At 55.8% G+C, this 23,399-nt stretch carries 14 protein-coding genes; 6 read left to right on the top strand and 8 right to left on the bottom strand.

Translation table 11 applies throughout. The features are described from left to right. Window positions 1–70 precede the first annotated feature (70 nt). Both HNQ92_RS09470 and HNQ92_RS09475 read right to left on the bottom strand, forming a co-directional pair. Window positions 71–511: a GNAT family N-acetyltransferase gene (locus HNQ92_RS09470; RefSeq protein ID WP_184173478.1), complete on the bottom strand. Its 441-nt coding sequence runs from the start codon at window positions 509–511 to the stop codon at window positions 71–73. A gap of 24 nt (window positions 512–535) precedes the next feature. Then, window positions 536–1,198 carry an NAD(P)H-binding protein gene (locus HNQ92_RS09475; protein ID WP_184173479.1) on the bottom strand — a complete coding sequence of 221 codons (663 nt, stop codon included), beginning with the start codon at window positions 1,196–1,198 and terminating at the stop codon, window positions 536–538. Between the two features lie 213 nt (window positions 1,199–1,411). On the opposite strand from HNQ92_RS09475, the gene HNQ92_RS09480 reads away from it, so the two are divergent. Continuing rightward, window positions 1,412–3,904 carry a zinc-dependent metalloprotease gene (locus tag HNQ92_RS09480; protein ID WP_184173480.1) on the top strand — a complete coding sequence of 831 codons (2,493 nt, stop codon included), beginning with the start codon at window positions 1,412–1,414 and terminating at the stop codon, window positions 3,902–3,904. A 363-nt stretch (window positions 3,905–4,267) separates the two neighbouring features. Here HNQ92_RS09480 and HNQ92_RS09485 read toward each other — a convergent pair whose 3' ends face one another. Together HNQ92_RS09485 and HNQ92_RS09490 are read right to left on the bottom strand one after the other, a co-directional pair. Continuing rightward, on the bottom strand, window positions 4,268–4,774 hold the full coding sequence (locus HNQ92_RS09485) for a hypothetical protein (RefSeq protein WP_184173482.1): 507 nt from the start codon (window positions 4,772–4,774) through the stop codon (window positions 4,268–4,270). A gap of 62 nt (window positions 4,775–4,836) precedes the next feature. After that, entirely contained in the window at window positions 4,837–6,606 is a 1,770-nt protein-coding gene (locus HNQ92_RS09490; protein WP_184173484.1) for a glycoside hydrolase family 31 protein, read from the bottom strand. Window positions 6,607–6,889: 283 nt separating this feature from the next. Between HNQ92_RS09490 and HNQ92_RS09495 the strand changes: the two genes are divergently transcribed. From HNQ92_RS09495 to HNQ92_RS09515, 5 genes are all read left to right on the top strand, one after another. Continuing rightward, window positions 6,890–7,483 carry an RNA polymerase sigma factor gene (locus HNQ92_RS09495; RefSeq protein WP_184173486.1) on the top strand — a complete coding sequence of 198 codons (594 nt, stop codon included), beginning with the start codon at window positions 6,890–6,892 and terminating at the stop codon, window positions 7,481–7,483. A gap of 242 nt (window positions 7,484–7,725) precedes the next feature. Continuing rightward, window positions 7,726–8,796, top strand: a complete 1,071-nt coding sequence (locus HNQ92_RS09500; protein WP_184173488.1) for a FecR domain-containing protein — start codon at window positions 7,726–7,728, stop codon at window positions 8,794–8,796. Window positions 8,797–8,958: 162 nt separating this feature from the next. Further along, window positions 8,959–12,693: a SusC/RagA family TonB-linked outer membrane protein gene (locus tag HNQ92_RS09505; protein ID WP_184173490.1), complete on the top strand. Its 3,735-nt coding sequence runs from the start codon at window positions 8,959–8,961 to the stop codon at window positions 12,691–12,693. Between the two features lie 23 nt (window positions 12,694–12,716). Beyond that, window positions 12,717–14,297 carry a RagB/SusD family nutrient uptake outer membrane protein gene (locus HNQ92_RS09510; RefSeq protein WP_184173492.1) on the top strand — a complete coding sequence of 527 codons (1,581 nt, stop codon included), beginning with the start codon at window positions 12,717–12,719 and terminating at the stop codon, window positions 14,295–14,297. Between the two features lie 383 nt (window positions 14,298–14,680). Next, entirely contained in the window at window positions 14,681–17,077 is a 2,397-nt protein-coding gene (locus HNQ92_RS09515) for an alpha-L-rhamnosidase-related protein (protein WP_184173494.1), read from the top strand. A gap of 32 nt (window positions 17,078–17,109) precedes the next feature. Here the strand turns inward: HNQ92_RS09515 and HNQ92_RS09520 are convergent, their stop codons facing one another. From HNQ92_RS09520 to HNQ92_RS09535, 4 genes are all read right to left on the bottom strand, one after another. Further along, complete coding sequence (locus HNQ92_RS09520; RefSeq protein WP_184173497.1) at window positions 17,110–20,445, bottom strand: VCBS repeat-containing protein; 3,336 nt, start codon at window positions 20,443–20,445, stop codon at window positions 17,110–17,112. A gap of 17 nt (window positions 20,446–20,462) precedes the next feature. Then, entirely contained in the window at window positions 20,463–21,494 is a 1,032-nt protein-coding gene (locus HNQ92_RS09525) for a GntR family transcriptional regulator (RefSeq protein ID WP_184173499.1), read from the bottom strand. Between the two features lie 37 nt (window positions 21,495–21,531). Continuing rightward, window positions 21,532–21,678: a hypothetical protein gene (locus tag HNQ92_RS09530; protein WP_184173501.1), complete on the bottom strand. Its 147-nt coding sequence runs from the start codon at window positions 21,676–21,678 to the stop codon at window positions 21,532–21,534. Between the two features lie 195 nt (window positions 21,679–21,873). Continuing rightward, the gene (locus HNQ92_RS09535; protein ID WP_184173503.1) at window positions 21,874–23,379 is read right to left on the bottom strand and encodes a RagB/SusD family nutrient uptake outer membrane protein; all 1,506 of its coding nucleotides are present in this window, start codon (window positions 23,377–23,379) and stop codon (window positions 21,874–21,876) included. Window positions 23,380–23,399: the final 20 nt, after the last annotated feature.

The following is a 23,399-nucleotide window of genomic DNA, read 5'->3' on the forward strand; positions in this document are numbered from 1 at the left end:
GTTTGAGAAACGTGCGGCTGGTTCAGCCGTGCGTTTTTTTGTGGGCAAAGTACCTCCCAAAGTACCCCGTTCAGAGCTTCTTTCGCACCAATTTGTAGTGGGTTTTAGCAAAGCCTTCCCGCTCGTAAAAGCGGTGCGTATCCAACCGCAACTGGTTGGAGGTAACTTCCAGGCTGGTAGCCCCCCGGCTATGGGCAAAGGCTGCCAGCGCCTCCACCAGCTGCTTGCCAATACCGCGCGAGCGCAGCGCCGGGTCAACGTACATTTCCTGGATCTCGGCCACCAGCGCGGCGTGGTGCAACACGGGCTGCACGTGGCAACTGGCCATACCCACCGGCTGGCCCGCGGCTTCTGCCACAAGGTACCTGATGTCGGCATTGGCGAGGTTCCGGCGAAGTACCTGAGCAAAGCCCGGCCGGTCCAGGGTCTCGTTTTCGAGGAGGCAGAGCATCTGGTAAAGTACCTCTTCGTCGGCCGGGGTGGCGGTCCGGAAAACCAGGGAATAATCCATACGCTTTATGAAAATAAAGTACCCTCAGTACTTTTGGAGGCTGTCGGACAGGTGAATAAAAACGCCCGTTTCCTTTTTCTGGGCCAGCTCCACCATGGCCCGGGCCACTTTGGCGGAGTCGATGGCGCGGTACTTGCGCAGCGGGCCCAGCAGCAACGGCCCAAACACTTTGGCCAGCCCCTCTCCTACTTTTTCACCCAGCCGGGTTTCTTTTCGTTTACCCAGCAGCAGCGAAGGCCGCAGCACGTGCAGCGTTGGGTACCCCAGTGCCATCAGCTCTTCTTCCACCTCTCCTTTCACCCGATTGTAAAAAAGAGAAGCCTCCGCGTCGGCACCCATGGCCGTCACGATCAGGTACTTTTGCGCGCCTTTTTGCCGGGCAAAGGTACCTACCTGCACCGGGTACTCCTGGTCTACTCGACGAAAAGCCTCCTTGGAGCCCGCCTTTTTCATGGTCGTACCCAGGCAACAAAACACGTCGTCGCCCTCGACCAGGTCGGCGTTGGGCGCGTCAAAATTGTACACTATTTCTTCGAGCTTCTTGTGCGGTGGTATACCGAGCGGCCGCCGTACCAGTACCTTCACCTGGGTGTAGTGCGGCGACTGCAGCAAAAGCTCAAGTACCTGCTGTCCGATTAGCCCGGTGGCTCCCACCAGGAGCGCCGTTTTTAGTTTTTTTTCTACCATGGGGTTTGGGTTTTGACAACATGGATTCCGTCGTTACGGGGTCGGCCGCGCGCTTGGCTCCGGGCCTCCCCTACGTATTAACCACCTTACCGACCGGATGGCTGTTAATTTCTGGCTTATAAAACAGAATTTCTTGATTGCCGGTGAAAAATAGTGATTTCTTCTTGTCGAATAAATACTATTTTTACTTTTTACTCACTTAATCAACGCTGCATGTACAAACCATTCTCTATGTTGCTGGTTCTGGGCTTACTGGGTACCTTGGGTACCGAAGCCCTGGCGCAGAAAAAGAAAAAAAAGGAATCCTCCGCGGCCGAAGCCGCCAAACCGGCTACCCCAGCCGCCAAAAGTACCTCGCCCAAAGCCTACAAGGAGGTGATTACGAGCAAAGCCAAGACCGACGAGGGGCTTTTTAAAGTACACAAAGTAGATGACTCCTACTTTTACGAAATCCCCGATTCGTTGTTGGGACGCGATATGTTGCTGGTGTCGCGCATTGCCAAAACCGCCGAGAACATCGGCTACGGCGGTGAGGAGCTCAATACCTCGGTGGTGCGGTGGGAGCTCAAGGACAAAAAAGTACTGCTGCGGCTGGTGTCGTACCGCAACGTAGCCAGCGAGGAGCTGCCCATTTACCAGGCCGTAAAAAACTCCAACTTCGAGCCCGTCGTGGCAGCCTTTGAAGTAAAAGCGGCTAAAACTGACAGCACCGGCACGGTGATCGAAGTAGGCGAACTGTTCACGACTGACGTGAAGCTGCTGGGCCTGGAGCAGCGCCGCCGTACGCAGTACAAAGTAACGGCCCTGGATACCAAGCGCAGCTACCTGGACTCGATCCGAAGCTACCCGCTCAACATCGAAGCCCGGCACGTGCTCACTTACAACGCCACCGAGCCCCCTTCTACCTCCGAGACGGGCTCCATCTCGCTGGAAATGAACCACTCCATGGTACTCTTGCCCAAAAAACCCATGACGCCCCGCCTGAAGGACCAGCGCGTGGGGTACTTTTCGGTGCGGCAGAACGACTACGGCCTCGACGAGCAGAAGGCCGACAAGCGCGAGTACATTGTGCGCTGGCGGCTGGAACCCAAAGACCCCGCCGCCTACGCCCGCGGCGAACTGGTGGAACCCGTGAAGCCCATCGTGTACTACATCGACCCGGCCACGCCCGAAAAGTGGCGGCCCTACATCAAGCAGGGCGTGGAAGACTGGCAGGCGGCTTTTGAGCAGGCGGGTTTCAAAAATGCGATCCTTTGTAAGTACCCTCCTACCAAAGAAGAAGATCCCGAGTTTAGCCCCGAGGACGCCCGCTACTCGGTGGTGAGGTACTTTGCCTCCGACATCCAGAACGCCTACGGCCCCAACGTGCACGACCCGCGCTCGGGCGAAATCCTGGAGAGTGATATTGGCTGGTACCACAACGTCATGAACCTGATCCGGAACTGGTTTTTTATCCAAACGGCCACCATCAACCCCGACGCCCGCACGCCGAAGTTCAAGGACGAAGTGATGGGGCGGCTGATCCGGTTTGTGTCTTCGCACGAGGTAGGGCACACGCTGGGTCTGCCGCACAACATGGGCTCCAGCGCCGCCTACCCCGTTGATTCGCTACGCTCGGCTACCTTTACGCAAAAGTACAGCGTAGCGCCATCCATCATGGACTACGCCCGCTTCAACTACGTGGCCCAACCCGATGACAAGGGCGTGTCGCTGATGCCGAACATTGGTCTGTACGACAAGTACGCCATTGAGTGGGGCTACCGCGCCCTGCCCGGCGTGCAGAAACCAGAGGATGAGCGTAAGGCGCTGAATGACATGATCATGAAGCACGCCCACGACCCCATTTACCGCTACGGCCGCCAAACCGCCAACCCTACCGACCCGCGCTCGCAAACCGAAGACCTGGGCGACGACGCCATGAAGGCCAGCGAATACGGCATCCAAAACCTCAAGCGCCTGGTGCCGGAGCTCGTAAACTGGACCAAAGAAGAAGGCAAGCCCTACGACAACCTGGAAGAAATGTACGGCCAGGTACTTGGGCAGTGGAGCCGCTACATGGGCCACGTGGCCAGCAACGTGGGCGGGATCTACGAAACTTACAAAACCTACGACCAGGAGGGTGCCGTATACACGCCGGTAGAAAAGGCCAAGCAAAAGCGAGCCGTGCAGTTTATTAACAACCAGGCTTTCAAAACGCCGACCTGGATGATCCAGCCCGAGCTGGTCAACCGCTTTGAGGGCGTGGGCATGGTGGAGCGCATCCGGACGGCGCAGGAGCGGGTACTCAACAACCTGCTGGAGCCGGGGCGGATGGCGCGGCTCATCGAACACGAAACGCTGCACAGCGGCCAGGCCTACTCGCTGCTGGAACTGATGGGCGACCTGCGCACGGGCATCTGGACCGAGCTAAAAAACGGCCAGGTACCTGACACCTACCGCCGCAACCTGCAGCGTACCTACCTCGACCGCCTGGAGTACCTCATGACCAAAGAGCCCGCCTCGGTACCCGCCAGCGCACGGGGCTTCCTCGGCTACGTGCCGGTGAAGATGAGCCAGTCGGACATCCGGTCGGTGGTGCGGGGCGAGCTGGGTCTGTTGCAGACCGACATCCGCAAAGCCTTACCAACCGCCAAAGACACGCTGACAAAGTACCACCTGCAAGACGCCCTCGTCCGGATCGAGAAGATTCTGGACCCGAAGGAGTAGCGTAGCCCAACTTGTACAAGGTACTTTTGTAAGAGCCGCCCCGCCCTGGTTTTCCAGGAGCGGGGCGTTTTTTTTGATCAAACTACATCAAACCGAATTGCGTGAGGGATAGGAATAAAAAGCCCGGAACGAAGTGAGGACTTGTAATACAAGCGAGCACGAGAGTGCGAAAGTTGCGACCGCAGGTCAGCCCGACCCGGAGGAGCACGCCCTCATTTCCTTTTTTGGCGAGGTGCGGTCAGATTGGGTATTTGTGGCTCTTTTCTATAAGCGTTAAATTCCCTCGAAATCCGTAGAGGTACTTTCTATGAGAAAGGTACTTGCGGCGTTGGCATAAGGTACCTTTTCTTTCTTTTGGAAAAGTCAGGGCGTAATGGCTTTCACGATGATTTCGGTGATGGTACCGTCGGGCTGGTGGTGGACGGTAATCTGGCGGAGGCCTTCGTGGTTTTCCCAGCGCTTCGTGGTTTTTTCGGAGAAATCGGGAGCGCGCTCCGGCAAGCCCAGTACCGCCAGGGCGTCGGCGACGAGCCTCGGCGCGGGCGGCCGGACCCGAATCCAGTCGGCGGCGTCGTTGATGTATACGATCTCGACGGTACCTTGCTGGTAGGTGTACTTTTGGCAGGTGAGGCAGCCCGCAAAACCGTCAGCACTGGCTTCCAGACTACCTACTTTGCCCAGGATGAGCTCGATGTCTTCCTGGGTTTGTTTGGCTATTTCGTGGATCTGCACCACGGCCCGCGGCGCGGCGGTGTCGGGCGAGGTACTTGGTAGGCGCGACGCTTGCTCGGTACGCGCGGGCTGGGAGGTGCAGGCCAAGGTACCCAAAGTACCCAGGTTGAGGAAAAGGACAAAAAACAAAACGCGCATAAACAGCCGTATCAATGACCGGAGCAAGATACGCAAATCCGGCCAAATGGGCTATCCTGTGCTTAGGGCTCGATGCGGTAGGTACCTGGCTGGTCGTGGTGGTCGGTGCGGATGATGAGTTTCTGGCGGTGGGCGTCGTATTGGTAGTCTGCCGAAGCGCGAAGTACCTGCCCGTCGCGCTCGACTCGCCGGGGTGGACGGGGCGCGTGAATGCGCAGGATGTGCGGGTTTTTTTTACCACTCAGCTGCACGAAGTACCCTTTCGGGTTTGTTGTCACCGCCAGCGTGGTAGGTACCTGATCGTGCGGATCGTAGACGGTAAAGGTACCTGGGCGGTCGGGGTAAAGTACCCAGGTGAGGTAGTTGGCCGAGTTTTCGTCGCCGAGGCGCGTGTAGTTTCTTTCTACGTGTAAAGGCACGATGGCCCCTTCGCGCACGTAAACGGGGAATTCGTCCAGCGGAAAATCTTTGGTAAACGTAACGGGCCCCTGATGTACCTCGCGGTCGTCAAACCAGTAGCGCCAGGTACCTTCGGGCAGCTGTACCTGGCGGGTGGAGTCGTCCTGGTAGATGGGTGCCACCAGGAGATGATCGCCGAAGAGGTAGTGGTACGTACCCGCCACGGGCCTTTGCAGCACGGGCCCGCCGCGGTGGGCCGAAACCACGTAGCTGTACATGTAAGGTACCAGCTCCGTATGCAACCAGGAAAATTGACGAATGATGGAAAGCTCCTCGGCGCTGCGCTTCCAGAGCGCCCGCTCACCGTGCCCGCCATTGAGGAAGAGCCCACAAAAGGCCGAAAATTGCGCCCAGCGGATGTAGAGCCTCGGCGGAATGGTGGCCCCGGAAAAGCCCGCCACGTCGGAGCCGACGATGTTGTAGCCCAGGCGGGCGCTTTTGAGAATGTTGTCAATGGCCGACTCGAAACCTTGAATACCGTCCAGGGCAATGTCTTTTTGGGTACCTTGGGAAGTACCTACCAACTCCTTACTTTTCCAGTGATGCACCTGGTCGCCCACCCAGTTTACGGGCGAGGCGTCGATGGGCGCAAAGCCTTCGGGGTGATAGCCGCGGTCGATGGCGCGCGCCAGGGTCACAAACTCGGGATTGCGCTTCAGGCCGTTGGCGTATTCCTGGCGGTAGTAGAGGTCCATGTACTGGCGGGTGGTGAGCCAGCCTCCGTAAGTTTTTTGGTAAAAGAGCGGCACCGGTCCGAGCTGCTGCCGGAACAGCGTAGCCGTGCCGTCGAGCTTCCAGCCGTCGATGCCGTAATCAAGCACCTGGCGTTGCAGGCTGGTCCACCATCTCAGGGCCGCCGGGTTGGTGTAGTCTATGAATCCGCCCCGACCTTTCCACCACTTTATTTGGGTACCTTGGCCGGTCAAGTACCCCCGGCGGCGGGCTTGCTCGTACCAATCTTCAGACTCGGCCAGGAAAGTGTCTTTGCTGTGGCTGTTGACCATCGAGGTCATCCAAAGTACCACGCGGTAGCCTTGTTGCTGCAAGGTACCAAACCATCGCGCCGGGTCGGGGTAGCGGCTGGTATCTACCTCAAAATCATTGTAGCGCAGGCTCCAGGGGCTGTCGAGCAGGATGGTCCGGACGGGAATGTCGTGTTCGGCGTAGCCCGCCAGCAGCGTATCCACGTAGCCCGCCGTGTTGTGGTCGTCTTCCCAGAGCCAGCATTCCAGCGCCCAGGCGGGCGTCAACGGGGGCCTACCGTGGCGCTGGGCCTGAAAAGGTATTCCCCAAACCGGCCAAAAGAACAAGCCGTAGCTCAGCAGCGCCATCCCCAGGGCGACGATCAGCAGGTACTTTAGATTTTTTTTCATGCTACGTTAAAAACTAGAGCGGCCTCTCAAGCGCTAGTCTATATACTCCCGTGACCCGCGGGCGGGCCATTGCTCAGGGTACTTTCCTAAGCTCGACCTCCCCTTCAACCGAAGCCATGATTTCTCCAGAAAACAAGACGAAAAGTACCTGTGAGGGAATTAACAGACCAAACCCGCAGAGCAGCACGTTGGCTATATCCTGGCGGTCATTTTTGGATTAATTTAGAAAATAATAGTGAAATTCCGTAAGTTTGTTTACCGGATAACCAAGGGGCTATCGAAAATGGGAGCAAATCGTTTCAAAGAAGACGAAAGACAATGGCTGGAAGACCTGGTCCGGGGCGAGACCGCTTCGTTTACCGCCCTATACTACCGCTATGGTCCCCGCCTGCACGCCCACCTGCTTCGCATGGTCAAATCCGAGGAAGAAGCCCGGGAAATATTGCAGGAGGTTTTCCTGAAAATCTGGGAACACCGCGACCGGATCGATCCGGACCGACCCTTTGGAGCCTACCTGTATCGAATCGCGGAAAATAGAGTTTACGATTACTTCCGGAAAATAGCCCGCGAAAAACGCATGGCGGACCATTTCCTGTCCAACTCAGTACCCTTTCATACCGATCCCGAAAGCGATTTGCAGTACCGCGACAGCATTCAGCACCTGGAAAGGGCTATTCAACAACTACCCCCGGTGCGCCAAAAGGTATACCTCCTCTGCAAAATGGAGGGAAAAAGCTACGAGGAAATCGCCGCCTTACTGGGAATCTCTACGGCCACCATCAACGACCATATTGTGAAAGCAAACCGATTTATAAAAGGTTACCTGGCCCGGTATTCAGACATCGTCCTGAGCTGGCTGGTGTACTTTTGGCTTTAGGCTCTCCTTGAATTTCTCCTTTTTCCCAGCTTCTGATTTATAGCTCGTCCTTGGCTTCTTAATGCTTTCGCATCCAGGGTACCTTTTCTGCTTTAGTATCTCCTCGCCCCCATCTATCAGCAGCACTTTCAAAAAAAAATAAAAAAAGTCATTTCGGGAGCAGATGGTCGTCCACCCTTAGGCGTAGTAGGTAAGAAAACGGATTGGTTTCGATCCGTAATAACCCCTAAACTAGGAAGGTTGTGGACAAGAATAGAAGCACCCTACATACGCTTTTTGCGAAATACCTGGCCGGAACATGCACCCCGGAAGAAACCCAGCAGGTGATGGACTATTTTGCTCGTAGTGAACACGAGCAGGATGTGCGGGAACTGATCAGGAGGGAGTTTGAAAAGGAGGTACCCATCGGGAAAGTCACGAATGATACCGTAGCGGAACTCCACGGTACCTTAGCCGGAATGCTGCACGAAAAAGATTCTGTACGCAGGGGATCAACGCATCGGGTGCCAACGCGTCGGGCGCCGATGCGGATTGAATGGTCTCGTCCGGCCCAGGCCGCCATCTGGCTGGCGCTGGTGGCTGGCCTGGTAGTATGGCTCTACCTGCGGCAAGGTCATCTAGTCCGGGAAGAATTCACTGAGCTAGTGACCCGCCCCGGCGAGCGAAAGAAGGTACAGCTGGAAGATGGCACGGTGGTTTGGCTCAACGCCGCCAGTAAACTACACTACCCTGATTCCTTCGCCCCCGACCGACGGCAGGTAAGCCTGGAGGGAGAGGCTTTCTTTGAGGTGACCAAAGACGCCGCCCGCCCGTTCATCATCCGTTCCGGTGATTTAGAAACTACGGTGCTGGGTACCAGCTTTAATATCCGGGCTTATCAGGAGGACAAAACCCTTTCGGTAGCCGTGGTCAGCGGCCGGGTGAAGGTGGCCGCGCCCGATACCCGATCGGAGCTTCTATTGGTTCCGGACCAGCAGGCGGTATTTAACAAACAAGGCCGTAGGTTGAATCGGAACGAAAAGGTATTTGCTTCGGGGTTGTCCGCCTGGAAGGATGGCTTGTTTCAATTCAGGAACACCACGTTTTCGGAGGTAACGGCGATTTTACAACGTAGCCACAACGTTCGGATTCAGTATGATCAGCACCTGGAGAACTGCCCCATCATCCACGCGGACTTTTACGAGGACGAACCCGTCGAAAATATCCTGAAAACCCTTCTGAGCTCGGTCAACGGCCGGGTGAAAGAAACGGGAAAGGGAGCCTATTACCTGACAAGCCCCGTTGCCTGTCAGCCACCAATCCAATCACCTTAAACTACCAAACAATGGCAATACCCTAGAACCAACCGAAAAAGAATACCCGGCCGTGGAGCCGGGTAAAGTCAAAGATGAAACGTTTTACCGGACTGGTCTGAAGCTTGGAACCAAAGGGCCAGCTCGGTGAGCATACAGATTAACCTTTAACATTTCAAAACTATGAAAAAAACGCTTACCAAAATCGGTAGGGTGCTTTATTATGTCCAATCAGCGATGAAGTACAGCGCTTTTCTTTTTGCCATCGTGTGCTCCGTGACTTCCATGTCGATCGCCCGGGATTCCTACGGACAACAGCTGCTGGACACACCCGTGTCGGTGCAGTTCACCAACGCCACGCTCAGCGAGGCTTTACACCATATTGCCCAGCAAACCCGCGTGCAATTTGTGTTTGTCGGGGCGGAACCGATGGAGAAAAAAACCACCAGCTTAAAAGTCAATAAGCAGTCGCTGCGGACCGTTCTGCCCCGCTTGCTACAGCCCTTTGGGTTATCCTACCAGGTAATCGAAAACCGGATTGTCATCAAAGGTCCGGCGTCACTACCGGCGGGCGAAAAAGAAGAGTCGGGCACACTACAACCCATCCCCCAGGAAGCCCGGTCGCAGTTTCACGTCTCTCCGGAGCTGCGGCGCCCGAATTCGCCGGTTATCCAAATTCCTTCGTACCTACCCATTCGTATAACCGGACGGGTTAGCGATGAAAAAGGAGGCGCTTTGCCGGGGGTGAATATTATCATCCAAGGCACTCCCCAGGGTACCACTACAGACAGCGACGGGAATTTCCAGCTCGAAGTACCTGATGAAAGGACCGTTTTAGTCTTTTCATTTGTAGGGTACATGAGCCAAGAGGTACCCGTGGGCAATAAAACAAAGCTGGAAATAAAGCTGGCGGTAGACGAAAGGGCTCTGGAAGAAGTAGTGGTAGTCGGCTTTGGCGAACGGAGAAGAAAGGACCTGACCGGCTCGGTTTCCACCGTGACGGCAGAAGCCATTGAAAAGATCGGTACGGCTTCGCCGCAGTTTGCCCTACAGGGGAATGCGACCGGCGTGAGGGTCATCAATACCAGCGGGAACCCCAATGACGCTCCGCAAATATTTGTAAGGGGCATTGGTACCTGGAATGGCGATTCACAACCCCTCTACGTAGTAGACGGGCAGATTCTGGAGCCTCCCCGCGCCGGCAATGAAGACGAAATCAGCGGCGGTGGACTGAATACCCCACCCAACCTGTTCAACCTCATCAATCCCAACGACATTGAATCCATCTCGGTCTTGAAGGATGCCTCCGCCGCCGCGGTGTACGGGAGCCGGGCCGCCAACGGCGTGGTATTGATTACTACCAAAAAAGGGAAACGGGGCGCGCCATCGGTTGAATTCAGTACCCGGTTGGGCATAAAAAATACGCCTACCTACTCCATGCTGAATACGCCGCAATTCGTTGATCTCACTCGTGAAATGTTTACCAATTCCACCAATCCGGATGTGTCGGTGGAAAGAAACCTGTACGGAAGGCAAGAACCCAACGACGCCGTGCGCCTGACGAGCTTCAGCCCACAGTTTGATCCCGAAAGCCCTTACTTCCTGGGCAATAGCCCCACCTACAACTGGCAGGATGCGCTCGTGAACCGCAATGCCCCTAACCAAACCTACGATGTAAAAGTGTCGGGAGCCAATGACCGGGTAGACTACTACATCTCGGCCGGATTGATGGAACAAGAAGGATTGGTGAACCGCAATAATTTCAGACGCTATACCGGGGCTATTAATTTGAATGTAAAAGTGACCGACTGGTTAAAAGTAGGGGTAAACTACAAGTACACCAGTCAGTTGTCAACGGACTATGGTGGAGACATCCTGACGGTCGCAACTGCTCCTCCCTGGCAGCCCCTTTACGATGCCAACAACCGCTACGGTTACGCGCCGGTGCTGGACCCGTATCGATTTGGCAACGCCTGGCAAGGAATCAGAATTTATGGACAAGGCTCCAAGAGTAATGCGTTAGCGCTCAGCGATTTAAATCACGGTAGTTTTGACATCAACCGGAGCCTTGGACAGTTTTACGTGGAAGTCAGCCCCTTGGCAGGTTTAAAGTTCCGGGGAAGCCTGAATCTGGACTATTCCAAGCAGGATCGGTTTAGCCTGGCGGCCTTTAGTATTTCCAACGTTTTCAGAATCGATGGGCGCGACCCGAGAACCGAAAGCCCGAATGCGCCGAATAGCCTGGGACGGATGGAGCACCGGATCAACAATACCTTCAATTTCCAGTCTGATTTCACGACTTCCTATACCCGCACGTTTGCCAACAAACATAACCTGGATCTTACGGCTGCCGTGCAGGATCAGCGCCATAGTCGGGAATTTGTCAATCTTAGTTCGGAAAACCTGACCTACCTGACCGAAGACCCTAAAAATACGGGCTACGGTAACGACCTGGCCAACAACAGTTCCATCTACGGTCGTTCCATGCGTTTCTGGTTTGGTTTGGTTGGACGGGCAAGCTACAACTATGACTCCAAATACTACCTGGACTTTTCGTACCGGCGGGACGCCAGCAACGGATTTGATAAAGCGTATCGGTGGGGCAATTTTTATTCTATAGCGGGTGCCTGGCGCATCAGTAACGAATCCTTTTTTAACCTCCCCTTTGTGGACGATCTAAAAATACGGGGTGGTTGGGGACAGGCCGGGAATGATCAGGCCGCCGTGGGTCGCTACGCCTTTCTTTCTAGGGTTAATACAGGGCTGACCTCCTACCGCTGGGGCTCGGGGGCCGGCAATGCCATTGGCAACATCAGCCTGGGGGCCATGGTCAATGACTTTCCCAACCCGGCCTTGTCGTGGGAAGTGTCCACCACTACCTACCTGGGGCTGGATGCTTACCTGCTGAAAAACAAAATGAACGTAACCCTGGAATGGTACAACCGGGTGACGAGTGGCATTCTTCAAACCGTGGATCTTCCCCTTTCGGTAGGAACCAACAACCCTTTGTTCAACATTGGGGAGATGGAGAATAAGGGGCTGGATGTCTTGGTAGGCTATTCAAATAACATCCGCGATTTTTCCTATAATATTTCGGGCAATATCAGTTTTGTACGAAACCGGGTAACCAAGCTGTACCAAGGACAGCCGCTGTTTATTGCTGGCTTGTTGGAAAGAAACCCGGCCGATATTGCCCGCATTGAGGAAGGCCGCTCGGTGGGGGTGATTTGGGGGTACAAGGTGGGAGGTATCTTCCAATCCCAGGACGAAATCGATGCGCACTTTGCCAATACGCCGGATAGCAACGTAGGAAATATCAATTTCGTCGAACCGGGCGATATGTATTTTCAGGACATCCACGGCAACCCCACCGAAACGGAACGTTTTTACAGCAAAACGCCGGATGGCCGGATTAACGAAAATGACCGCACCGAAATTGGGAACACCATTCCCGGCTATACGTACGGGTTTAACCTGAGCCTGGCCTGGAAAGGATTCGATATTTCTACCAGCTTTTACGGAGAAGGCGACGTGCAGAAGATCAACTTCGAACGCCGTAGCATGGAAGCGATGTCGGGGGGTGGCCCCAACTACATGGCCACGACGCTTGACCGCTGGACTCCGGAAAACCGGCAGAGCGGCATGCCCAGAGCTGTTTTTGGCGATCCCGCCGGAAACAACCGTATCTCGGACCGCTGGGTAGAAAGTGCGGCTTTTTTCCGACTCAACAACTGGCAGCTTGGCTATACCGTTCCGACGATGGCCCTGTCCAAAATCAACAACGTGGTTCGGTCGCTGCGGTTTTATGTGGGCGGAGAAAACAACCTCTACCTGTTTCGCTGGACCGGCATCGACCCTGTCAATGGCTCCTTTCCCCTGCCGCGCACCTTCAGTGTGGGCTTGAATGTTAGATTTTAAATTTTCCCCATAAAACGATTCTCATGAAACATATACTAAAAAATGCGGGGTTCTTGCTTTGCCTCCTTTTATGTAGTTGCGACCCTACCCTAGTAGACGAGCCTACGCTCAGCCCCACCGAGGTGAGCTATTTTTCCAACGTCGTTGAGTTCCGGTCTCAACTCACCAGCGTGTACGCAACTCTATATGACGACTACCATTTTGCCGCCACCGGTTATAACGGCTGGGTAGCTTCCACCTGGCTGCTACCGGGAGATGACCTGACCGAGTCCTTGGGCATACGTACCTCCGTGGAATTGTTCGACGGCACCCTAAACCCCAACAACGCCCAACTGCGCTCCCAATTTACGTCCTGCTATAAGTTGATTGCCCGGGCCAATGTGGCGATCGAAAAAACCCGCACGGTGGATTATTCCGGCTTTCCCGAAGGCGTCGAGGAGATTGCCCGTATGGAAGGAGAAGCGTTGTTTCTACGTGGCTATGCCTACTTCAAACTGTTTAATATTTTCGGGTCGGTTCCGTTGGTTATCAAGCGCCTGCAAACTCCCGAAGAAACCAACACCCCCAAAAGTCCGGCGCTGGATATTATTTCTCAGGTAATTCTGGACACCAAGGCGGCGATTCCGGTTTTACCCGAATCCTGGGAACCCATTTACCGGGGCCGGATTACCAAAAACGCCGCCCGGGGACTACTGGCCAAAGCGTTGGTTTTTCGGGGAAATCATACCGGAAATACGGCTGATTTTACGGAAGCCCTGGCCGTTTTTCAGACCATTACGGCACAACTGGTGCCCGACTACCTCGATAATTTTCGGGCTTCTACTGAAAACAATGCCGAATCCCTGTTTGAAGTGCAGGCGGCCGTGCCCAGTAGTACCAACAACAACCTCAACCTGGCCAACGACGGAGCCTGGCGGGGCGTGGAAAACATGAGTGTTTACAGAGGATTCATGATGGAATTTGGGGGCCGAGGCGATTTCAACGATGCTTCTTCCACCAAATTTCTCATTACGGAGAAACTGCGCACGCAGCACGGGGATGATCCCAGAATTAAGGTTTTCTTATCCGCTACCGATGGTTTTCAGGGGCGTATTTTTCAAAAGTACAACAAGCCAAATGGTACCAACCAGCTATCTGGCTTTCACGGCGGATCGGTCAATAACGAGCGTATCCTGCGCTACGCCGACTTGAAGCTCATTGCCGCCGAGGCCGCCCTTAAAACCGGCCAGGCCGCCGTCGCCATCCAGCACGTGAACGACGTCCGGCAGCGGGCCCGGACGTGGGGCATCGAGGCGGGATTGGCAGAAAGTACCTCCCTGCCCCCGTATCCGGCGGGCGAAACAAACGCTACCACCATCATGCAATGGATCATGAACGAACGCTACGTGGAGCTGGCCGGTGAAGGCCACCGCTGGTGGGACCTGGTCCGCTGGCATAAAGGCGGAAGCCTCAACCTGGCGGGCTGGACCGGGGGCCTATCCGGCTTCAGTACCAACCTGGCCTCTCCGGTGCAGTTTGACGTCAACAAGCATTTGGTCTTCCCGCTGCCGCAGACGGAGATTGACCGCAACAGCAACATTCAGGAAAACAACCCCGGCTACTAAATGGATCAGGCAGAGTACATATTCCATTTCCTCGCTTCCGTAGGTTGAGAATGAAGCTACCAAGAAGATCGCATCCTTAATGAAGCTCGTTGGGGAAAGGCCACGCTACCCAGCGGTTGGCCTTTCCCCTTTTTAGCAGCAAATTTTTTCAGACTTTCCCATCCGGTAGTAGCGGCATACAGGTACCTAAAAGTACCTTGGCGGCATAAGTAGTTTAGCCACCAGAAAACTCTTATAGCTGAACCAATTTTACTCAACCTAAAAAGTACCCTTTTAGGACAGGCCAGGATACTCCTTTGAATAAATGAAGGGTACTTTGGGCCTTTTTGATTGCTAAGATTTCTCTTTAGAAAGTACCCTGACTCACCCTTGCTCGTTTTAGTATGACACGATTCTTTCTAGTACTGACCTTTTTTTTCGCCTTGACCGCCACCGCCCAAACGCCCATGCGGGAGTTTTCGCCTTTTTATAAAGCCGCCGAAGGTACCAACCCGGCCCTGCTGCGCAACGGCTGGAAGTCGCGCTGGATTGGCCACCCCACCACCGACCCCACGGCCTTTGGCGTGTACCATTTCCGCAAAACCCTTACGTTCGATACCAAGCCGGGTACCTTCGTGGTACACGTATCCGCCGACAACCGCTACCGGCTCTACGTCAATGGCCAGGAAGTAGCCAAGGGCCCGGCGCGGGGCGACAAGGCCCACTGGCGCTACGAAACCATCGACCTGGCGCCTCACCTGGTAGCCGGGCGCAACGTCATCGCCGCCGAGGTGTGGAATTTTGCCAAAGACGCGCCCCTGGCTCAAATCTCCCACCACACGGGTTTTATCATGCAGGGCAACGGCGAGGCCGAACAAGTCATCAACTCCAACGACAGCTGGCTCGTGACCCAAAACCAGGCCTACACGCCCATTCCCTTCGGGCCCATTGCGTTCCGGGGCTACTACGTGGTAGGACCGGGCGAGATGGTCGACGCCGGCAAGTACCCCTGGGGCTGGCAAAATGCTGATTTTGACGATAGCCCGTGGCAAAAAGCCCGCATCTTTGGGCCGGGTGCGCCCTACGGCCTGAGCATGGACAGCCAGTGGGGGCTGGTACCTCGGCCCATTCCGGCCATGGAAGAGTACCCCGTCCGGATTCCTAAAATAGCCCGCACGACGCTCGGGAACCTGGACACCGGTTTTCTGGCCGGTACGAAGGACCTCACCATCCCCGCCCGCACCAAAGGTACCTTGCTGCTGGACCAAACCTACCTCACCAACGCCTACCCGCACTTGCTCGTGAGTAAAGGAAAAGGCGCGGAAGTGAAGCTTACCTACCAGGAAGCCCTCTACGACAAGGATTGGAAAAAAGGCCACCGCGACGAGATTGAGGGCAAGGAGATCACGGGCCACTACGACATCTTCCGGCCCGACGGCGGCGCGCGGCGGCAGTTCCGGCCGCTGTGGTTTCGGACCTACCGCTACCTGCAGCTGGACATCGAGACGCAGGACGAGCCGCTCGTGATCCACGACCTGTACGGTATGTTCACGGGCTACCCTTTTGAAGAAAAAGGTAGTTTCCAGAGCAACGATCCGGTCCTGAGCCAGATCTGGAACGTGGGCTGGCGCACGGCCCGGCTTTGTGCCATCGAAACCTACGTAGACTGCCCCTACTGGGAGCAGCTGCAGTACATTGGCGACACGCGCATTCAGGCGCTGATTTCGCTCTACGTCTCGGGCGACGACCGCCTCGTGCGGCAGTCGCTCATGCATTTCGACGAGTCGCGCATTCCGGAGGGGCTCACGGCCAGTAGGTACCCGCACGCGCTGCAGCAGCTTATTCCGCCCTACTCGCTCTTCCACATCGCCATGATCCACGACTACTCCATGTACCGCGACGACCTGCCCTTCGTACGCTCGCTGTACCCCGGCGTGCAGAGCATCCTGAGCTGGTACGAGCGCTACGTGGATAAAAACGGGATGTTGGCCAACCTACCCTGGTGGAATTTTGTGGATCACCGCTCGTTTCACGGCAAAGAGAAGCAGCCCATTGGCAAAGATGAACAGTCGGCCAATATTACGCTCCAGTACGCCTACGCCCTCAACTACGCCGCCGAGCTGGCCAAAGCGCTGGGCTACCCCCACGATGCCCAGAAGTACCTGGAGCAGTCGGCCAAATTAAAAAAAGCCACTTACGCCCTCTGCTGGGACGCGGGACGCGGCCTGCTCGCCGACACGCCCGAGAAGAAATTCTTCAGCCAGCACGCCAATCTTTTTGCCATCCTGACCAACACCGTGCCCCAGGCCCAGCAAGCGGCCCTGATGAAAAAACTGCTGGCCGACCAGAGCCTGACCAAAACGACTATTTACTTTGATTTTTATACCAATCGGGCCCTGGAAAAAGTAGGCATGGCCGATACCTACCTGGACCACCTCCAGCCCTGGAAAAACATGCTGGGCATGGGCCTGACTACCTTCGCCGAAATGGAAGACCCTACCCGCTCCGACTGCCACGCCTGGAGCGCCAGCCCCAACTACGACCTGCTGGCGACCGTCTGTGGCATCAAGCCCGGTAGCGCTGGCTTCGGGAGCGTCCGGATCGAGCCCGCGCTGGGTACTTTGCAGCAGGCTTCGGGCAAGGTACCCCACCCGGCTGGCACTATTGAGGTGAGCTACACCCGCGAAGCCAACGGAAAGCTAAAGGCCGAAATCACGCTGCCCCCCACGCTCACGGGTGCTTTTGTCTGGAAGGGGCAGTCCGTGCCGCTCAAAGCGGGTAAGCAGGTACTTAGCCGGTAGCTTCGTTGGAGGGTACTTACCCTACATGGGACTTACTGCGGGAGGTACTTTACGGGTACTTTCAACGAAAAACATTGCAAAGTACCCCCGTTATTGGCTACCAGCATCCGGCTCGCATCCAGCCGCCGGACGTAGCGCGCGTCCTGGTCGGCTTTAATACCGCTGGCTTGGGCCGGAGTGAAGCCACCCTTTCCGTCGCCGAGCAGTAAAGTACCCCTGGAGGCATCGTACCAGCCCCCGATGGTTTCGCTGCCGTAGAAGTTTCCCACCAGCAGGGCATCCAGGTACCCGTCGTGGTTGAAGTCGCCCGGCAGGATGTCAAACACCGGCGACTGCTGTACTTCCAGCGGCAACGGTACCGCCCTAAAGGTACCTTGGCCGGTATTTTCGTAGTACATGCTTCGGAGCTCCTGACACGCCAGGTGGTGCGCCCCGTTGATTTCTTCCTGGGTAAAGGATTCGTCAAAGGTAGCCTGGGCGTAGGAAGCATAGCTGGGAAAACGCTTCTTGACGGAGGGCATCTGGAGCGCCAGTAGGTCGCGCGGGGGAATGAGTACCCGGCGGCCCTGAATATACTGCGTCATCACCGGATCGACTTTCCCGTTTTGGTCAAAATCGGCGGCAAAGATCTCCAAGGGGTACTTGGCACTGGCGCGGTACTTGGTGTTGAGGCCCAGGTTGCCCACCATCAGGTCCAGATCGCCGTCGCCGTCCCAGTCTTCGATGGCCAGGACATTCCACCAGCCCGCGGAGTTTGGCAGGGTACTTTGGGGCGTTAAGCGCAGGTGTTTTCCCCGCTCATTTTTAAAAAGCTGAATGGGCATCCACTCGCCCGCCAGGGCCAGTTCAGGGTACCCGTCGCCGTCGAAGTCGGCCCAGGCGGCGGTGCTCACCAGGCCTATGTTTTGGAGCTCGGGGGCCATTCTTTCCGTGGCATCCACCAAAGCACCTCCTTCATTGAGCAAAAGAAAGCTCCGCCCCGGCAAGGGGTACTTGCCGGGCTCAAGCCTTCCTCCGCGAAAAAGATCCAGGTCGCCATCAGCGTCAATATCGGCCACGACTACGCAGGAGCCACTGCTGGTGATGGGGGGTAGTTTGCCCGTCGAGAAATATCCTTTTCCGTCGTTCAGGTAAAGTTGATCCTGGTACATTTCCGAGGAGCCCTCAGCCTGGCTCCCGCCGCTGACTACGTACAGATCCAGGTCCTGATCGCCGTCCACGTCGAAAAACACCGCCGCTACTGCTTCGCAGCCAAGTACCTTGGGTACTTTACGAGGCAGGAAGGTACCTTGGGGCTGTTGCAGGTAAAGTACCCCCGCCCGGCCCGCGTCCGCCCCGACGTAAAAATCCGGCAGTCCGTCGCCGTTGACATCGCCCACGGCCAGCGCCGGGCCAAACTGGGAATGCTTGTGCGGAAGTAGCGGAGTGCGGTTAAAATCGTTGAATTCGTTCTCGAGGTGCTGGTAGTCAATGCCCGTTTGGGCGGAACTGAGCTCAGTAAAGTACCCCAAAGTACCCAGCCGCGAGCCAGGTACTTCCTGCCAGGTACCTTGCGGCTGGTAGGCAAGGCGAAGTACCTGATCAGCCGCCACGTTTCGAAGTACCTGGTACTTTTGGTTAGTCCAAACAACCACCACCGAATCTACCCGCGGCTCCGGCCCCAGCCCAAAGTGCAGTACTGGCTCCACCGACGACACAAAACCGCGCACCGGGCTCAGCTCGGCGTATTGCGGCTTCCCATTGACGTACAGATACACCTTGGTACCCACCGGGCTAGGTACCTCCGGCTGCGGCTGGACAGCCACACGAAGCCAATGATTCGTTGGGGCCTTGGCCTGGTTCAGGGTATTTTCGTAGAAAAAAGCCTCTTCGTCAATATTATTAATGACCAAATCCAGATCTCCGTCGTTATCGAAATCGGCGTAGGCCACGCCATTGGAAAAGCTGGGTGCCGTAAAACCCCAGGCGGCCGATCGATCCTCGAAGATCGGCTCGCCGGTATTGCGGTAGCAAAAATTAGGTAGTTTCACCTCAGGTAGCGTCCTCAGCTGGCGCAGGGCGTTCTGCTGATGTACCTGGGCTTCGCCAAAACCTCCTTCGCCCAGCGTAGCCAGGTAGGCCACGAAGTCGAGGTTGGTGATGTCGCGGCGGTAGCCGTTGGTAATGAACAGGTCGCGGTGGCCATCGTTGTCGAAGTCGGCCCAAAGTGGAGCCCAGCTCCAGTCGGTTTTGTCTACGCCCGCCAGCTGGGAAATCTCCACAAAGGTACCTTCGCCGGTATTACGTTGCAGCGTATTGCGCATGTACTGGGGCTGGTAGCCATTTTTCAGGTCCATCCCAAAGCGCGTGTGGTTGGAGCCGGGCAGCATCATTTTCTGGCGCTCGTTGGTATTGGGCAGCATGTCTACTACCATTATATCCGGGCGGGCGTCGTTGTCCATGTCGGCAATGTCCACGCCCATGGCGTTGTAGGTTTGGTGCTTGAGGTACTTGGCGGCCTGGTTGGTGAAGGTACCGTCCTGGTTGTTGATCCAGACCAGGTCGTTGGACAGGAAGTCGTTGGCGCAGTAAATATCTTCCCAGCCGTCCTGGTTGAGATCACTCACGCACAGGCCCAGCCCGTAGCCTTCCATGAGAATACCCGCCTCGGCCGACACGTTTTTAAAAACCGGATGACCGTCGGCTCCCAGCCCTTGGTTGCGGTAGAGACGATCCGTGGAAGCGGCTTCGCCCCGGATGCGTTTGGGCCGGATGGCGTTGCGGTTGTGGCGGTCGAGGGCGTTGGTCAATACGTAAGCGTCCAGGTCGTCGTCGTGGTCGTAGTCCAAAAAGGCCGTTTGGGTACTGTAGCCCAGGTCGGCCAGGCCGTAGGCCGACGCTTGTTCTTTAAAGTGAAGTTGCCCGGCGGCATTTTTTCCCTGATTAATAAAGAGTAAGTTGGCGCGCTGGGTAGAGTCCTCGCCGGGCCCGGCCACGTTCACGTAAATATCCAGCCAGCCGTCCTGGTTGATATCCACCACCGAAACGCCCGTACACCAGCCCTGGGTACCTACGCCAGCCGCTTCGGTGATGTCTTCGAAGCGCAAGGTACCTTTGTTTAAGTACAGCCGACTGCTGACCTGATTGCCCGAAAAAAAGACGTCGGGCAGGCCGTCGTTGTCGAAGTCGCCTATGCCTACGCCACCGCCGTTGTAGAGGTACTCGTAGGTGAGGGCGTTTAGTGAGTCGGATTCGGTGATGCGGTTATTGAACCACAGGCCCGTTTGGGAGGCTGGTAGCTGCCGAAACAGCGTAGGTTCCTGCTGCAAATAGCGATAAGACGCCATCAACAACAGCAACATACCAGCAAGTAAGGCGGTTAGTTTCATACGTACCGAGGGTTTTGTTACAACGAAGTCCTTTGTAAAAACTGTAGGGGTACTTTGATGGACTGGCGCTTCTTCGTGGTCAGGATTTTCTCGAAAGCCTCGCCCAGACGCGCCCGGTTGGTACCAATGACGGAAATGCCACCGGCCAGCAGCTCTTTGTAGCCTTGCTCCTGAAAAGAAAGTACCCCCACCTGACGGCCCAGCTCCCACTGCTTTCCATGAACCTGCTTGATAATGACAGGCAAATCGGTATCGTCAAATACCAGGTAGGCTTTCCGTTTTTGGATTTCCTCTTGCTCAAAGCCATCCAGCACCTGGTAGCGAATACCCCGTATGCGGCAGAAATGATTTAGAACCTGGTACCAGGTGGCATCTACGTACTCGTGGTCGGAGGTCACGAGCGACAGACCATCGTATTTCTTGAATAAGTGCTCCTGCTGAAGGAGAGTCACCAGGAGCTCATCTCCGTCCAGGCAATTGATACTCGAGCCACCACCTGCTATGACCGAAGCATGTGCGTCCAGGAGCACCAGCTTCCCGGCCGGAATTTTTTTGAGGAGTTTCTGTACTTCGGCGTTCTCGCCCAGGTGATGGGGCATCACCACGTAGTAGTTGTAGTTACCCAGCTGGTTTTCCAGTATTTCGCAGAATGTCTCGGCGTGGTAGTGGTACTGAAACAAGTCGAGCTTATCGCGCCGGTCCAGCCGCCCGGCCAGTTCGTTATAAAGCATCCGGTTGCTCTCGCTCACGTGGCTTACCAGCAGCAGAATACGACGGTAGGCTTTTTTACCCATCACAAAAAACCCCTTACGGTAGCAAGCCGTGACGTGGCCTTGTTTTTGCAAAATACCGTAGGCTTTTTCCACCGTAGCTCGGGCCAGCAGGTACTCCTCGCTCGTTTCGTTAATAGAAGGCAGGCGGTCGCCGGGCTTCAAGAGGCCCCGCTCAATGCCCGCCACCACACTGTTGACGATCTGTAAAAATTTAGGGGTTTTGGCCTTTTCGTCGATCTGTAAGTAGGAAATGGGAAAACGGGTCGTAGTGTACATAAGTAAGGCAAGGTTAGGACGTTCGCACCACGCTCACTCACAGCCAAACCATAGCCAGTACCATCATTACCAGGAGCAAAACCATCAGGAGGGCTTCGTAAATATAGCTTTTGTAGGTAGGCAGCTTACGAGAGTACAACCGGATTTTAGTGGCAAACTCAGCAAAGGCTTTGGGCACGGTCATGGCTGAAATGGGCTGTACGAAAGTACCCGTTATCCTTGGGAATGACTTGGACGAATTTTGCAAAAACCTGGACAAATCTCACAAAGCGCGCCTTCAGCCGCTCTTTTCACGGGCAGCGTATTCATGGCTTGTCCAGGAACAAGAATTCCCCGCCGCAAGGAGCAGGGAATTCTAAAAACAGCTGGGTAAAGTACCCTAGTACCCTGCGTTTTGGCTTACGTTAGGGTTGAGGTCCGTTTCGCCGGTTGGGATCGGGTAGAGCGTGTGGCGGGCCGGGTCAAACGAAATGTCGTTCCGTACGGAGCTCCAGTCCCAGCCCGCCAGGTTAATTTTTCCGCCCAGGTGCCAGCGGCGTAGGTCCAGCCAGCGAATGCCCTCTTCACCCGCCAGCTCACGCAACCGCTCGGCCCGAATCCACTCCATAATCTGGGTGCGGCTGGTTTCGGCGGTACTGAAATTGGCCGGGGCGGTACCCCCGGCTACCATCGTACGGGCGCGCGTCCGGATCTGGTTAACGAGCCCGATGGCCTCCGTCGTTGATCCACCCGACTCCACCAGAGCCTCGGCTTTGAGCAGGAGTACATCGGCGTAACGCAGAATGCGCGGATTATTGACCGAGGCCACGTCCGACTGTGACTTCTGGTCGCCGGTATTCCAGTACTTGTTGAATACCTTGGTGGCCGGGTCCAGGGTGATGAGCCGTCGTGGATCGCCGGGCTCGAAGGCATCTACCAGCTTCTGGGTAGCTAAGAACGGGGCTCCTCCAAACAGGGTATAATGGTTTTCGTAAAAACCCCAGTAGGTGGAGGTAGAGCCTACGCCATTGGCTTCGAAGTCGTTGGGCAACCAGGGGTTGTCACCGCCGCCCGGCTGGGAAGCCTGGTATTCAAAGAGCGACTCCGCGTTGTTTTCTTCGCGTACGTCAAAGTTGCTCCGGAAATTCGGCATCAGGCTCAGGCCCGACAGGGCGTTAAAGGCCATGATTGCCGCTGTATAATCGGCAGTATTGCCGGTTACGGAAGCCCTAAAAACCAGCGCTTTGCCTAGCATACCGTTGGCGGAGTTGCGCGTGACGCGGCCCCGGTTACTGCCATCCCAGGTGGTAGGCAGGGTGGCAGCGGCCTCCGTAAAATCGGCAATGGCCTGGTCGAGCAGGGCCGTGCCGCTGGAGCTAGGCTGGGTAATTTCCTCGGCCGACTGAATGCGTTTCGTGATCAGCGGTGAAGTGCCAAAGTAATTCCAAAGCAGAAAATTGGCATAGCCACGCAGAAAAAGTACCTCACCCCGAAACCTATTCTTGCGCTCGGAGCTACTGATCACGCCACTTTCCTGCTCCAGCTTTTGAAGGACGGTATTGGCACGGTTGATCAGTTGGTAACTTACCCGGTAAAACGTGTTGATGGTACCGTTGGCCGGTTGCAGGGTACCGAAGATTTCGAACGGCACGGTGCCCGAAGTGGTGATGTCGTCGCCGGGCAGTAGCCAGAAACCGTGCAGCCAGCTACCGCCTGCGTACCAGTAGTAGTCGGTAAGCTTGGCGTAGGTACCTAGTACGGCCCGGTTGAAATCGTCTTCTTCCGTAAAAAAAGACGCTTCAGTAGGCGTGAGCGGCTGCAAATCCAGGCGCTTTTCGTTGCAGCTTGCGTAAAAAAGCAGCATCGACAGGACCAGAGCAGCTAGGGTAATGGTACGTTTTTTCATGGAGTACGGGAAAAATATTT

This window comes from Rhabdobacter roseus (genome assembly GCF_014202275.1).
In the GTDB taxonomy this organism is placed as follows: Bacteria; Bacteroidota; Bacteroidia; order Cytophagales; family Spirosomataceae; genus Rhabdobacter; species Rhabdobacter roseus.